This window comes from Bacillus sp. J14TS2 (genome assembly GCF_018333015.1).
Taxonomy (GTDB): Bacteria; Bacillota; Bacilli; order Bacillales; family Bacillaceae_C; genus Lederbergia.
This window is the reverse complement of sequence record NZ_BORE01000013.1, coordinates 77,945-91,490: the sequence shown is the minus strand read 5'-3', so window position 1 is coordinate 91,490 and position 13,546 is coordinate 77,945. Positions and strand designations below refer to the sequence as shown.

The 13,546-nt window shown below is 38.6% G+C and carries 9 protein-coding genes; 2 read left to right on the top strand and 7 right to left on the bottom strand.

What is annotated here, in order from left to right; genetic code table 11:
* Window positions 1–849: 849 nt before the first annotated feature.
* Window positions 850–1,215 carry a hypothetical protein gene (locus tag KI375_RS18990; RefSeq protein WP_212975014.1) on the top strand — a complete coding sequence of 122 codons (366 nt, stop codon included), beginning with the start codon at window positions 850–852 and terminating at the stop codon, window positions 1,213–1,215.
* Between the two features lie 190 nt (window positions 1,216–1,405).
* Here the strand turns inward: KI375_RS18990 and KI375_RS18985 are convergent, their stop codons facing one another.
* The 7 genes from KI375_RS18985 to KI375_RS18955 all read right to left on the bottom strand — a co-directional run bounded on the left by KI375_RS18985 (window position 1,406) and on the right by KI375_RS18955 (window position 12,897).
* Window positions 1,406–2,473, bottom strand: coding sequence for a sensor histidine kinase (locus KI375_RS18985; RefSeq protein ID WP_212975013.1), 1,068 nt, complete (start codon window positions 2,471–2,473; stop codon window positions 1,406–1,408).
* On the bottom strand, window positions 2,470–3,189 hold the full coding sequence (locus KI375_RS18980) for a response regulator transcription factor (protein ID WP_212975012.1): 720 nt from the start codon (window positions 3,187–3,189) through the stop codon (window positions 2,470–2,472). The genes KI375_RS18985 and KI375_RS18980 overlap by 4 nt, the downstream gene beginning before the upstream one ends.
* Window positions 3,190–3,224: 35 nt before the next feature.
* Window positions 3,225–4,157: an ABC transporter permease gene (locus KI375_RS18975; protein WP_212975011.1), complete on the bottom strand. Its 933-nt coding sequence runs from the start codon at window positions 4,155–4,157 to the stop codon at window positions 3,225–3,227.
* A complete protein-coding gene (locus KI375_RS18970; protein ID WP_212975010.1) occupies window positions 4,154–5,080 on the bottom strand; it encodes an ABC transporter ATP-binding protein in 927 nt (308 codons plus the stop codon). Before KI375_RS18970 ends, KI375_RS18975 begins: the two co-directional genes overlap by 4 nt.
* A 244-nt stretch (window positions 5,081–5,324) precedes the next feature.
* On the bottom strand, window positions 5,325–11,036 hold the full coding sequence (locus KI375_RS18965) for a S8 family serine peptidase (RefSeq protein ID WP_212975009.1): 5,712 nt from the start codon (window positions 11,034–11,036) through the stop codon (window positions 5,325–5,327).
* Window positions 11,037–11,519: 483 nt separating this feature from the next.
* Window positions 11,520–11,876 (bottom strand): hypothetical protein, encoded by a 357-nt coding sequence (locus tag KI375_RS18960; protein WP_212975008.1) that lies wholly within the window; start codon window positions 11,874–11,876, stop codon window positions 11,520–11,522.
* A 103-nt stretch (window positions 11,877–11,979) separates the two neighbouring features.
* A complete protein-coding gene (locus KI375_RS18955; protein WP_212975007.1) occupies window positions 11,980–12,897 on the bottom strand; it encodes a helix-turn-helix transcriptional regulator in 918 nt (305 codons plus the stop codon).
* Between the two features lie 91 nt (window positions 12,898–12,988).
* Here KI375_RS18955 and KI375_RS18950 point away from each other — a divergent pair, with 91 nt between their 5' ends.
* A complete protein-coding gene (locus KI375_RS18950; protein ID WP_212975006.1) occupies window positions 12,989–13,444 on the top strand; it encodes an effector binding domain-containing protein in 456 nt (151 codons plus the stop codon).
* Window positions 13,445–13,546: the final 102 nt, after the last annotated feature.

Sequence of the window (13,546 nt, the reverse complement as noted above, 5' to 3'; positions counted from 1 at the left end):
GCGACGTACAAACTCTCATAGTAAGGATGAACAGCTAAAAACGCGCCGTCCTGGCGCAACGCTGTTCTGACCTACATCCTGTAGCCCTGAGATAAAGGAGGTGTCGAGCAGAAACCGTACATTTGCTAGGAACTAGAACCTAAATTAGGGCAGTTTAATCCCCTACGCTCTACACTCGCTAAAGTCTTGAAGTGTGGTCTTAGAATACGGAATAAACACAAAAAATCCCCGTTATAATTTCAGAACGAGGGGAAATAAGCCGTACATATTGCTATTCGTCTCCATGATAAATACTTTCTCAGCTGTTTGAAATTCTTACTTTACTCCTGAAGTTTCCTGAGGTAAACTTATTTTTACGAGGGAAATTTCTGTATATTTGAAACCTTTTCGTTTAGGGCTATTAATTATGAAACAGTTAGTTTTTTTCGCTAATTAATTTTGAATTTTCTTTTAAAAATCAAGAGGCTGAGACAAAAGTGGTTTCAAACAAGCCAAAACCGAACTACTAGGTTCAGATACCTCTCTCCGGAAATATACTTCGCTTTCCGCGGGCGGCTGGTGAGCTTCCTCGTGCTATCGCACTCCGGGATCTCACCGAGGCCTTTGCTCCCGCAGGAGTCTTCGTATATTTCCTCCGCTAAAGCAATTCATTGTTCGTCTTTGAAGGTTAGCAATTTAGTTATGCTCCAGCCTCTTTCAAGAAAGGGATGATGAAAAATGGTTCTGTTCATTCAATGCATTGTTGCCTGTCTGCTGTTCTCTCTTGCTATATTTATTCAAGTGCTTAAAAATGACCCTGTAAAAGGATTGTACAACTATCCTCCAAAAATACAGGAGCGCGTTAAATCAATGAAAGAGTACGAGGGGCGAATTCCGAGTAGAAGTGATAAGATATCATTCAAGCTGATTGGTGCGATCGTGTTTGTCATAATTGGCGTTCTACTTGTCTGGATTGCTGGTTCAGAAGGATTTCTGGATGCATTCATTCATATGTTTATTTTATTTACAGTTGTCGGTCTCTATGATTTGATTGTGATAGATTGGTTGCTTTTTCGACATGTAAAAAGGTTTCGTATTCCCGGCACTGAAGATATGGTCAAAGAGTATCATAATTACTGGTTTCATTTCGTAGCATTTATGAGAGGGATCGTCATTGGACTTGTCATAGCAATGGTTGTTGCTGGTGTTTATATGCTGATCTTTTCATTCTTGTAAATAATACTAAGTTTGTTATAGGGCGTGTTCAAAAAGAACAGGCCGGATAAAGTGAAACTTTATTCAGTGCCCCCACCTATACTTCTCTCTATTCACTAAAGCCTTGAGGTGGGGGAATTACTTTCCTGTTAATGCTTGGTACATTAATGTAACAGGGAATGTTTCCCATTTATATGATCTAACATAATATTTAACCAAGGGGCAAATGAACGACAATAACCGTCCCTTGTCCCAGCTCACTTTTTACGGAAATCTCTCCTCCATAAGCAGCGATAATCTGCTGAACAATCGCCATTCCAAGGCCGGTTCCCTCTGATGGCTTTTCTGTAGAAGTCCCTCGATAGTAACGATCAAATAAATGATTAACTGTATATTCGTCCATGCCTTTACCATTATCTTCTATCACAACTTCTGCCTGTGCTCTTTTTTGGATCGAAACTTTAACATTTGTGCCTGCTGAATTATGTTCAACTGCATTGACTAGCAAATTCGTAAACGCTCTTTGGAACAGTTGTATATCTCCTTTTATATAGACAGGTTCATCATTGACTATGAATTCAAACGAAATCTCCTTATCGGCAGGTCTACTAGCTGTTTCAGCTATCACTCTGCGAAGCAATTCCACCAATTCTATCTCTTGAAAATTTTTCTGGATATCCAGTGATTGATCCATTCGAAAGGCGATTCCAAGGTCAGAAATCAGTTCTTCCATATGCATTGATTTTTCTTTGATTAGCTGTAAAAACTCTCTTCTTTCTTTCTCGCTCCACGTATGTTTCTCTGATAAAAGCATATCAGTATAGCCGGATATATAGGATAATGGAGTTTTCAAGTCATGTGTCACTCCAGCCGCCCATTCCTGTCTCAGCTTGTCAAATTCCTTTCGTTTCTTCTCATTCTCTTGAAGGATAACAGAAAGGGATTCCAAATTTGCATTGACTTCACGGTAGATTCGACTGGAAGGAAATCGTTTTTTCTGCTTTGGAGCGATATAATCTCCAATAGAGAGCGTTTCTATTCTACTTAAAACACCGTACATCGGTCGTGCAAAATAATAGCCATAAAACAAACAATATAAAAAGTAAAATACTACTGCGGTCCAGGATAGCACCATAATCATCACTTGATTATCTGGCTCCTGCAAGAGATAAATATATACTGCACCGGGAATTGCTAATACTAGCATCAACAAAAACTGATGCAAAATAAAACTTAATGTAAACCGGACAATCAACTTTCCATTTAGTCGCCGTTTCATAGCGAATCCCCTTCATCCGGCGGTACAAACTTATAGCCAATACCTCTTAATGTAACAATCAAGGCAGGCTGTTTTGCATCCTTTTCAATTTTTTTGCGCAACCGCATAATATGAATGGAAACCGTCTTCTCATCTCCATGGCTATCGTATCCCCAGACATTTTCATATAGCTGCCCAGCTGTAAACACTTGATTAGGATGCTCTGCTAAAAAAAGCAATAGTTCAAACTCCTTTGCCGGACAGGCTATTTCATTTCCGTTAACATGTAGCTGGGCTGATTTTTTATTAATCGTAAGCGAACCAAAATCATACACGTCCGTTGTTTGTTCCATTTGTTGCCGAAACTGCTCCTGCCTCCGAAATTGTACATGAATACGTGCCACAACCTCCAAAGGATTGAAAGGTTTAGTAATATAATCATCTCCACCGATTCCAAGTCCTGTCAGCATATCGAAGTCGCCTGAACGGGCAGTAAGAAATAAGATAGGAGCAGTCGTCTCTTGGCGAATTTCCTGACACAGCTGAAAGCCATCTGTATCTGGAAGCATCACATCCAATACAATCAGGTCATATGTTGTCCGTGCAATTTTTGCCCTTACTTCTTTTCCTGAATGAGCACTGCTAATATTGGTATAGCCTTCTTTGCGCAGTAGCGTTTCAAGCATTTGGATAATACCTGGTTCATCATCGACTAACAATATTTTTTGTGAATGCATCTTTGCTGCCTTCTTTCTATCTTAATCTGTCATGATCAAGCTGTATCCCGTTTTTTAAATATAATCCAGCTTAAGGCCGCCAGCACCAAAATATAAATAAGCAGAACAGATAGCGAAAAACCCAATGTCATTTCCGGTCTTGCTGGCAAATGGAAAATATACAGGCTTATATCGCTATTGGCAAAAGGCAAATATTTTAGCCAGGATAAATTGGCAGTCGCCTCTATCATGGAATTTCCTACAATCATAATAAACAAAGAAATTCCAACTGCCAATGCACTATTACGTAAAATCGTCGAAATAGCAAAAGACAGTGTTACATAGCTTAGGATAGGAAGAAAGCTCAAGCTATACATTTTTATTGCTTGCATGGGCACATTCATTTCCGTAACCTTTCCATCTGCATTTAAGAATAAGTCGCTTGTGTTCAGATTGCCAAATCCATAGAAAATGGCGTTCACACCATATCCTGTCATAAACAATAATGCCAGCATGCCTAAAGCGAATAATGCTACAGAGATATACTTTGAAAATAAGATTTTCGATCGGCTATGCGGGCGAATCAGTAATAGTTTGATTGTACCACTTGTATATTCCCTTGATACAACATCTGCAGCGATGACAACGGCAAAAATAATGACCATTTCAATTAATCCGGAAAACTGTAACAAAGCAGACCACGGATTCTCCTTGATTGGAGCCATATTATTTTCCAGACGGTATTCTGCAATTTGAAGTTTATTCTCTGTATCTGCATACATTTGCGGTGAAAGCTCATCAATCTCCAATTGCCCTTTATAACGCTCTATAAGTTCCAATTGTTCACTTTTCCAGTCGAATACAGGCTCCTCATTTATTTTGTTCATAACAAAACTTCCTACCGTTATAACAATCAACAGGAATAAAATAATCCAAGTCAGTTTACGGTTAATGATTTTCATCGTTTCATTCTGGATTAATCCGATCATTGCCCTTCCTCCATCATTTTCAGAAATTTGTCCTCCAGCGTCTGCTCCTGTACATGAATACTTAAGACTCGAACACCATTCTCTAACAATAGTTTGTTTAACTCTGGCACCTCATCTTTATTCATCTGAATCCATAGCTGGTTTGGTTTGCTACCAACTACAGCCGTCTTACTTAAATCCGCTACTAGCATTTTTGCTAGTTCGATTTGTGACGACTCCACATCGAGACATATGCGGGAAACATTGTCCTCTGCAATAAATTCATGTACATTCTCAATGCTGACGAGCTTCCCCTTTTGCAAAACAGCAATTTTATCGCACATCAATTGCATTTCCGCAAGCAGATGACTGGAGACAAAGACTGCTACGCCTTCCTGATGAGCAAGTTCTTTTAAATTATGGCGAAGCTCTCGGATACCAGCAGGGTCAAGCCCATTGGTTGGTTCATCCAGTATTAATAGAGATGGGTGATGTAACAATGCCTGAGCAATTCCTAAGCGCTGACGCATTCCTAGCGAATACGAGCTTACTTTCTCATGAATACTGTCCGTTAATCCGACATTTTGAACGATCTCATTGATCCGATTCTTAGAAATACCAGAAACCATTCGCGCATAATGTTTTAAATTTTGATACCCCGTTAAATATTTATATAAATCTGGATTTTCTACAATCCCTCCTACATGACGGATTGCTTTCTCAAACTGCTTGCTAATACTGTGGCCCTTAATCAGAATATCTCCCTGGCTTATTTTTATCAGCCCTACCATCATTCGGATTGTCGTTGTTTTGCCCGCCCCATTAGGACCAAGAAATCCGAAAATTTCACCGGAAGGAACAGCAAAATTCAAATCGCTTACGATTGTTTTTCTGCCAATCTTTTTGGTCGTGTGCTGAAATTGAACAATTGTCTGTTGTTTCATATACTCGTTTCCCTTTCTATTTCATAATATGGAGCGATTATCTGACGCTTCCATTCGATTATAAAAAGTGAAAGTAAACAGACCGTAAACGGAAATGAAACAATAGCTAAATTCTGAAGTAGCGAAGTGTTATTTTCTGGATTAAATATTTTAGCTAGAGATTGTTGCATGCTAAGAAAAGCGGCCTTAGCTCGTATCGAGCTAAGACCGCTTTTCTAGTTTTAACAAATTCTCTTAACTTGCTTTAGGCATTTTTTCGTTTGCGTCTTATCAAGAAGAAAGTAATTCCTGCTACTAAGAACAATGCACCAGCTCCTAATAGATTGTACATATTCGTAGCTGTATTTGGTAATTTTTTACCTGTTTTATCTTTTTCAGGAGTTTGGGTCACCTTATTTTTATTATCTGTTTTTCCTTTTTCAGGATACAGGGTGTCATCTGAATAATCCGGATCAGGATCGACTGGTTCAGGTAATTCGGGTTTCCCTGGATCAGGATTCTCCGGATCCTCTGGGTCCGGATCTTCTGGATCTGGTTTACCTGGTTCTTCCGGATTCTCAATTAAAACAAGGGCTTTATGGGCTGCTTCTAATGCAGCAAGTGCCTCGTCGACTTCTGCCTGCGTCGCCTCCTCATTATCCAGCACTGATGTCGCTGCTTCCAATGCAGAAGCGAATTCTTCCCAGCTTTCTGTTGTATAGTCAGCTGCTTCTATGTCTTTGACTTCATCTACTTTTTCCTGCAGCGCGGCTTTATCTGCTGGATCAGATGGTTCTTCAACTGGGTCAAGGGCTTTATGCGCTGCCTCTAATGCAGCAAGTGCCTCGTCGACTTCAGCTTGCGTTGCCTCCTCATTATCAAGCACTGATGTCGCTGCTTCCAATGCAGAAGTGAATTCTTCCCAGCTTTCTGTTGTATAGTCAGCTGCTTCTAAGTCTTTGACTTCATCTACTTTTTCCTGCAGCGCGGCTTTATCTGCTGGATCAGATGGTTCTTCAACTGGGACAAGGGCTTTATGCCCTGCCTCTAATGCAGCAAGTGCCTCATCTACTTCAGCTTGCGTTGCTTCTTCATTATCCAGCACTGATGTCGCTGCTTCCAATGCAGAAGCAAATTCTTCCCAGCTTTCTGTTGTATAGTCAGATTTCTCTATGTCTTTGACTTCATCTACTTTTTCCTGCAGCGCGGCTTTATCTGCTGGATCAGATGGTTCTTCAACTAGTACAAGGGCTTTATGGGCTGCCTCTAATGCAGCAAGTGCCTCATCTACTTCAGCCTGAGTTGCTTTCTCATTATCAAGTACCGATGTCGCTGCTTCCAATACAGAAGCGAATTCTTCCCAGCTTTCTGTTGTATAGTCAGCTTCATCTAATGCATTAACCTCTTCTACCTTTTTTTGTAGTTCAGATTTATCTACAGCTTCTTGCCCTTCTTCTACTTGAACAGATACTTGTTTGACTATATCTTTATATGTTACTTCAATTTCTGTTTCTCCGGGTGCCATTGCAGTTACCGTACCTTCTTCATCAATCGTGGCTACTTCATTATCCAGCGATTTGAATGTGATATCTTTTTGATCAATCGGTACGATGATTTTTTCTTTTCCATCTAGCATAATACCTGTTACATTGAGTTCTGTTTCCTCATTTTCTTTTAATACGAGCGAATCAGGTGTTATTTTTAAATCTGTTATAACAACTTCCTTTTCACCTAGTATTTCTCGTACGGTTGAGCGAATCATGTAATTTCGCAAGGAACCTGCACTTTCTTTACTCCAACGTTTACCTTCTTTCCGCCATGAACGATCCGCAAATTCACCATCAGTATCAATTGCGAGTCCTGGTACATCTGGAGATATGCCCTTTTGTAAGTAAACGACATAAAAGTCTCCCTCTACAATTAGTGGGTCAAGAATGGGAACCTCTGTCCAACTTCCGTCAAGAGATGCAACGGCATCATACGGTCCTGCAAGCAATGTTCCAGGTCGACCGTTCACTCCGTCTGCATCATAAATCGCATACTGAAACTCTTCTCCACCTGGTGTTGGCCAGCCTTTATCCCAAAAATAAAATTGAGCATTTAATAGCTGGGATTGCTTTTCAGCTGTCATGCGCACTGCATAGCCTGCATCTTTCCCATTAGAAGCGACAGCATTTTCAGCAGTACCGTCATCATAAAATAACGTAATATTGTTACCAGCTTCATATGGCGTCAATGCAATATCTTCTGTAAGCTCACCTGTTCCATCAGAGGTTATTTGAACCTCAGCACTCATATACCCTTCTGCCGAAGCGACTAAATGATAATTCCCTTCATACAATTCTAAAGAGTAATGTCCTTTTTCATCTGTCTGTACAGGTGTTACTTTCGCATCTTCAATCACTTTAACATTTGCATTTTTAATTGGTTTTCCTGTAAATACATTTGTTAATGTTCCAGATACGGTCATTTTTGCAAGTGGTTCTAATTGAATATTTTTCGTCGTGACTTCATTTTCTTGAATATCGACCTTTTCTTCAAATGGCTTATATCCGTATGCATTAACGCTCAATGTGTATTCACCATCTGGATGTTTCAACGAATATTTCCCGGTTCCTGCATCTGATTTAGTGGAACGATTCGTTTCTATAATTGAAAGGTTTGCTTCAATTGGTAATGTTGAAGCTGCTAGCTTTGTTTCTACTTTGCTTTTCCCTTCCATTTGCTGGAGCTTTTGTGCTTCTGTAGTGCCACTCCAAGTAGGTGCTTCCAAATTTTCAATTCTTTCCTCTTGTTCTTCGACTTCCTTTTTCTCAGCATCTACTTCATTCAAGCCTGTTTTCACAGATGGTGTTTCTCTTACTTCAAAATCATCGATAAACCAACCATTTCCCCATAGGCTTTGAGACGAATTATTTAAGTGAAAGCGAATATTTACTTTTTCTCCAATATATTCGTCGATATTTAATTCTTCTAGATACCAAAATTGTCTTGGATGATTGGAATCATATCCATCCTTTGGATATCTGGCAAGTTCCTTCCATGTTTCACCGCCATCATCACTAATTTCAACATGGCCATATTCACGAATGGTATAATCCATGTCAAACCAATGTTGGAAATAAATTGTCGCAAATTCTTTACCCGTTAAATCAATCGTTGGTGAAGTTAAAATATGTTCTTGGTCAGGTAAGTAAGGTCCTCTTAAATTTGTTCCCCAAACATTCTCGCCAGAAACGGCATTTCTTGGGCCTTCTCGTGGTATTCCTAATTCCCAGTCGCTGCCTTCATTTGTTGTCCACTCATCGGCTCCATCTTCAAAGTCCGTACTGTAAATTTCTTCACCACCTGTAAACGTCCATTTAACCGTATTAGATGGGTCACTTAGATCACCAGCATATGTGCGTGCTCGTACTTGATAATAATACGTCCCTTTTTGTACCTCTACAATTTCACTAAATCTTCTATCTTCTGTTGCACCAATTTCTTCAAAGCCTTCATACGGATTTGTTGAACGGTAAATGACATATTCTTTTATAGCGTCATGGTCTAATTTTGTCCATTCGACAATGACTCTTCCAGGTGCATTGCTTCGAACGCTTACTTCTGGTGTCTCAGGTTTGATCACCTCTGGATCTGTTAATTTGAGATCGTCAAGATACCAACCTAGATCAGAACCGTATATGCCTCGTAAATTAAAAATGATATACACTTGTTCACCTAGATAAGGGGTTAAATCTACATGATCTGTCTTCCATTCAGCTTGCGAATAATCATACAGTTTCTCAAGTGTAAATTCAAAGTCCTCTCCAACTGCTGGCTGTGTTCCGACATAAACCTCTGCTGTGTCCAATAATGCCATCATCCAGTTGCCTAAGCTATACCAATGTGAGAAAGATAAGACTGTTGGATCTGTTTCATCTCTTAGATCAAGTAATGGTAAAACGAGCATACTTTCAGTGCCATTTGCATAAACTCCATCTAGATTTGTAGCCATAACCTTCTCACCTGAAATGGCTTTTCCCGGTCCTGAACTTGGAACTCCCCATTCCCATACATCGTCTCCTTGGAAATCAAATCCGTCGATATTATCTTCAAAGTCTTGAGTATATCCTTTTGTAAGCCCTTCTGAAACTTCCACTGTATATATCTCTGTCGTTACTTCATTTCCAGTAGCATCGATCGCTTTTATACGATACTCCGTTTCTGGTACAGTTAACTGTTCTACTGGAATGACGCCTTCATATTCACCACTGACAGTCGTACCAGTCATAAGTTTCATCTCATGAGATACCCATTCGGAAGAGTCTTCTGCGCGTACCTCCAGTTCGACAGATTGGACACCAACATTATCTGCTACTTTCGTATAAACTCCTTGATCAAGTACATTAAAGATTAATGGAATGGGAGTATGAGAAATTTTCGGTGCTTCATTATCCTCACCTTCAACTGTCACTTCTCCCGCTAATTCTCCAAGACCATCCGTAAAAGTACTTACCGCATTAAGCGCACTGACGATACCACGACCATATCCATTATTCGGTGAACTAGGAAACTGACTATCTGTTAGAGGATCAGCCGTCTCCATAATCACTTCTTCTAGTTCATTCACATTTAATGTTGGATTTGCTTGTAAAATTAACGCCGCCAATCCTGCAACATGTGGACTCGCCATGGAAGTCCCGTCCATATAGGCATATTTTCCATCTGGTGCAGCTGAGCGAATCGATACACCCGGTGCGGAAACTTCAGGTTTAGTCTCATCATATGGAGACGGCCCTAAAAGGGAAAAATAGGCTAATTCATTATCTTCGTCAAGGGCTCCAACAGTAAACGATTCAGGATAGTTTCCTGGTGCTGGAACAGATGAGGGTCCTCCTTCATTCAAACCTGCACGAGTATTTCCTGCAGCAAATACAGGTAAAATATTAGCAGCTCGCCAGCTTTGAATAACTTCTCTGAGATATTCATTTTTACCAGCTCCAGAAATCGACCATGAATTATTTACAATATCAGGAGCCAAATCAGTATTCCCACCTGGGGCAAGCATCCATTCACCTGCTCGAATAAGTGCTGAATCTGTTGTTTCGCCTTTTGTATCAAAAACTTTTGCAGCAATCCAACTTGCCTTTGGAGCTACCCCTATTTTATTGCTTCCATCTGCTTCTTGTCCTAAAACAGAACCAGCTACGTGAGTCCCGTGACCATTGCCATCGGTTGGTAATTCCGTATTTTCATGTGTTACATCTAACCAATGATATTTCACGTCACTATAACTAGTGTTTTGGTCGTTTCCTCGCCATTTGTCTTGTAAAGCTGGGTGATTTAGGTCAACACCTGAGTCAATCACTCCTACTGTCACACCTTCTCCTTCAATCCCCAAATCCCATGATTCTTGTACATTCATATTATTTAAATTCCAGGGTGTTTCTTTACTTTTTTCATCCGTCTTTTCAATTCTGGCTTTCTCTATCTCGCCTTTTTCTAGCGTATACGTTTCGTTGAGATTAATAGATAATACATCGTCTCGCTTCGCTATTTCTTTCATTACTTTTTCATTTGATGTGACCTCGATCGCATTAATAATATAAAAAGAATGATAGTTTTGAACCGCAGACTCTTCTTTCTTCTCATCTAAAAAACTCTTCATACTTTGCTGCGTATTATTTGACACCTCTTGTAATGAATGAACAACGTAGTTTCTGACAACGCCTTTTTCATCAGCTAAGGTGCTCTGGCTAAACTTCGCCATTGACTCTCCTTGCGTTTTTGCTTGCTGCAAATCTACTTGCTCTTCCATTTTCACAATATATGTAACAAATTCTTCTTTTTCAAACGTCTTTGTGAGATTTTCCCCCACATTACTTGAAGCTTCTTCCGCCAATACACTGCTTGATAAAAACGGAAGATTTGAAAATAGTAGCATTACAGCTAATAGGATCATTGATATTTCTTTAAATAACCTGCATTTACCCATACCCTACTCCCTTTCCATTTTTATAAATTCTTGCTTATTCTCTTCTCTGTATTTTTCCTTAGGTCAAAAGAATTTTAATTTAAAATATAGTTGCACAGAGGAAACTTTATTTACCTTAACAAAATATGTATTATTTTGTCAATTAAATTTTTAATTTTTTTAAACACTAGAACGAGAGAAAAACAGAATCTAGGATCCATTGAAGAAGCTTTGCTTTGAATGGAATCTGCCTATAAAAAAAGGCATCCTACTTCAAATTCGAGAGCATATCATCAATGGTATAGAATGGTGGTAGGTCTATTCTCCTCACCAAAAAAGGTAGAAAAGTATTAGATATAGTCGGCTATGCAATAAAAAAAACCACAGCATTACCTGTTAATCAGGTACACTATTGGTTTATTATCAACTAATATCCATTTTTAGCATGCTTTAAAACAATTCTATATTAACTACTTCTGCAAACTCCCCTCATAATAAAACATTCTATTTTGCTTTCTTTAAGAGTTTGACATCAGCCCGCGTAGACAAGATTTCATCTGATAATATCGACAGCTTTGCATCTACTTTATCAATCTTATCACTTAATTTCTCCTCAACAGAGTCTATTTTAGCATTCAATCGCGTTTCGACAGAATCGATTCTTTGTTCAACAGAATCAAATCTTTTATCAACAGAATCAAATCTTTTATCAACTGCTTCAAATCTTTTATCAACCGCTTCAAATTTTTTATCGATTGCTTCAAATCTCTTATCAACCGCTTCAAATCTTTGCTGCATATCTGCCGATAACTCAAGAATAGCTTGCATAATAGCAGCATTATCAATATTTTTCTCTGTCACTTTTTTCACTCCTCTCTGTATATATACGATAGCTTTATTATACCTCAACAACAACTTTATTTCATCTCCTCGCTTGATGAAATAGAATCCAAATTATCACATCTCAGGTATTATTTCTATCTGCATATTGATAGACATCCTTCACCTCATCTATATATGTGATGAAGTGGTTTAGAAAGGTGTTGGGAGATATCACTCTTACAAATTTCCCATAGCCAAGCAGCGTGTTGTATCCATATACATTATCTTTTAACGGGTAAAGAACAGAGTACCAAGAATCATCTACTTTTTTCACATTTTCTCTTCCCAACAGCTCTAAAAATCTATCGATCACCACTTTGTTTACAAGCAATGTCACAGGAATTTTATCTTTTTCCATCCACTCACCACCATTATAAGAAATGGGTTCGTAGTCTCTTTTAGAAAAAGTCCCTCTTGTGCTTAAATTAGCTATTCTCGCAAGTTTGTATACATTGAATCGTTCCGTCGAATAACAATAAGCATCCATATACCAGCTCCTGTCTTTAAAGACAATGCGATATGGTTCTGCTGTTTTATTTGATTCTTCTCCTTGTGCATTCATATAGTCAAAATAAATAAGTTGATTATTTCGTATCGCTGAGAGTAAATCCAAAACGAGCTTTCTTAATTCAGTATTTCCTTTTGAAAGAGACAAATCAATTTCAAAATCAGCAATTCCTTCCATTTTATTTAACTTTAAAATGGCATTAAAGGTGGCATCATCATCAAGTACTTGCATCCTACTTTTTAAACTAGTTTCGATGGACATTAATTCTGTTATTGATAAAGGGGGCTTATTCATATCAACAGCATCCATCAAATAGATTCCACCATTTTTTCCCTTCTTACAGTATAGTGGAATTCCAGCTATTGTTAGATCATCTATATCACGCATAATCGTTCTTCTATTTACTTGGAACGTTTCCGCTAGTTCTTTTGCGGTTGTTTTTTGATGGTCCATCAAATAGGAGATAATTCCCATATGTCTATCTATTTTCACGATAAACACGTCCTTTTATTTTTAATATGACATATAGTTGCCATATTTTGTTTGCTAGCATTATAGCATAAACCATAAGGAGGCTATAAACATGCAAAGAAAGTTAAAAGATGCATCAAGGTTTGTTGGTAAAAGTATTGCAATAGAAGGGAAAGGAGTAAATGATGAGAAATACTCGCAAAAAAAGACAGAATTTTATCAAGAATTATTTAAGATAGGTGTGCTGAAGGAATTAATGCCAATATCAAAAGATAAAAAGGGGTATGCAGTTATTATTCCAAGCGAAAATGGGATCAGATATTTTGCTGGGGTTCTATCCGATGATTGGATAGAAGGATATGAGAGACTAGAGGTTGCTTCACAGGATTATGCAGTACTCGCTGCACAAGATGGTGTATCAAGACTTTTATTTGATCAATTGGAAGAGGCGTTTTTTGCAGATAGCGAGCATGCTAGACAATATAATGGCAAAGAAATCCTTGAAGTGCTTTTGAATGGAGAACCAACAAATGCAGATGTTGAATTATGGGTGCCTGTAACAAATTAATTTGCAAAAGGCTAATAGACTATATTTGAGAGTCTATTAGCCTTGTTAACGTAGTTTATCAATCACCTTCAGACACTGGACCATCGTACTCCGGGTCATCAG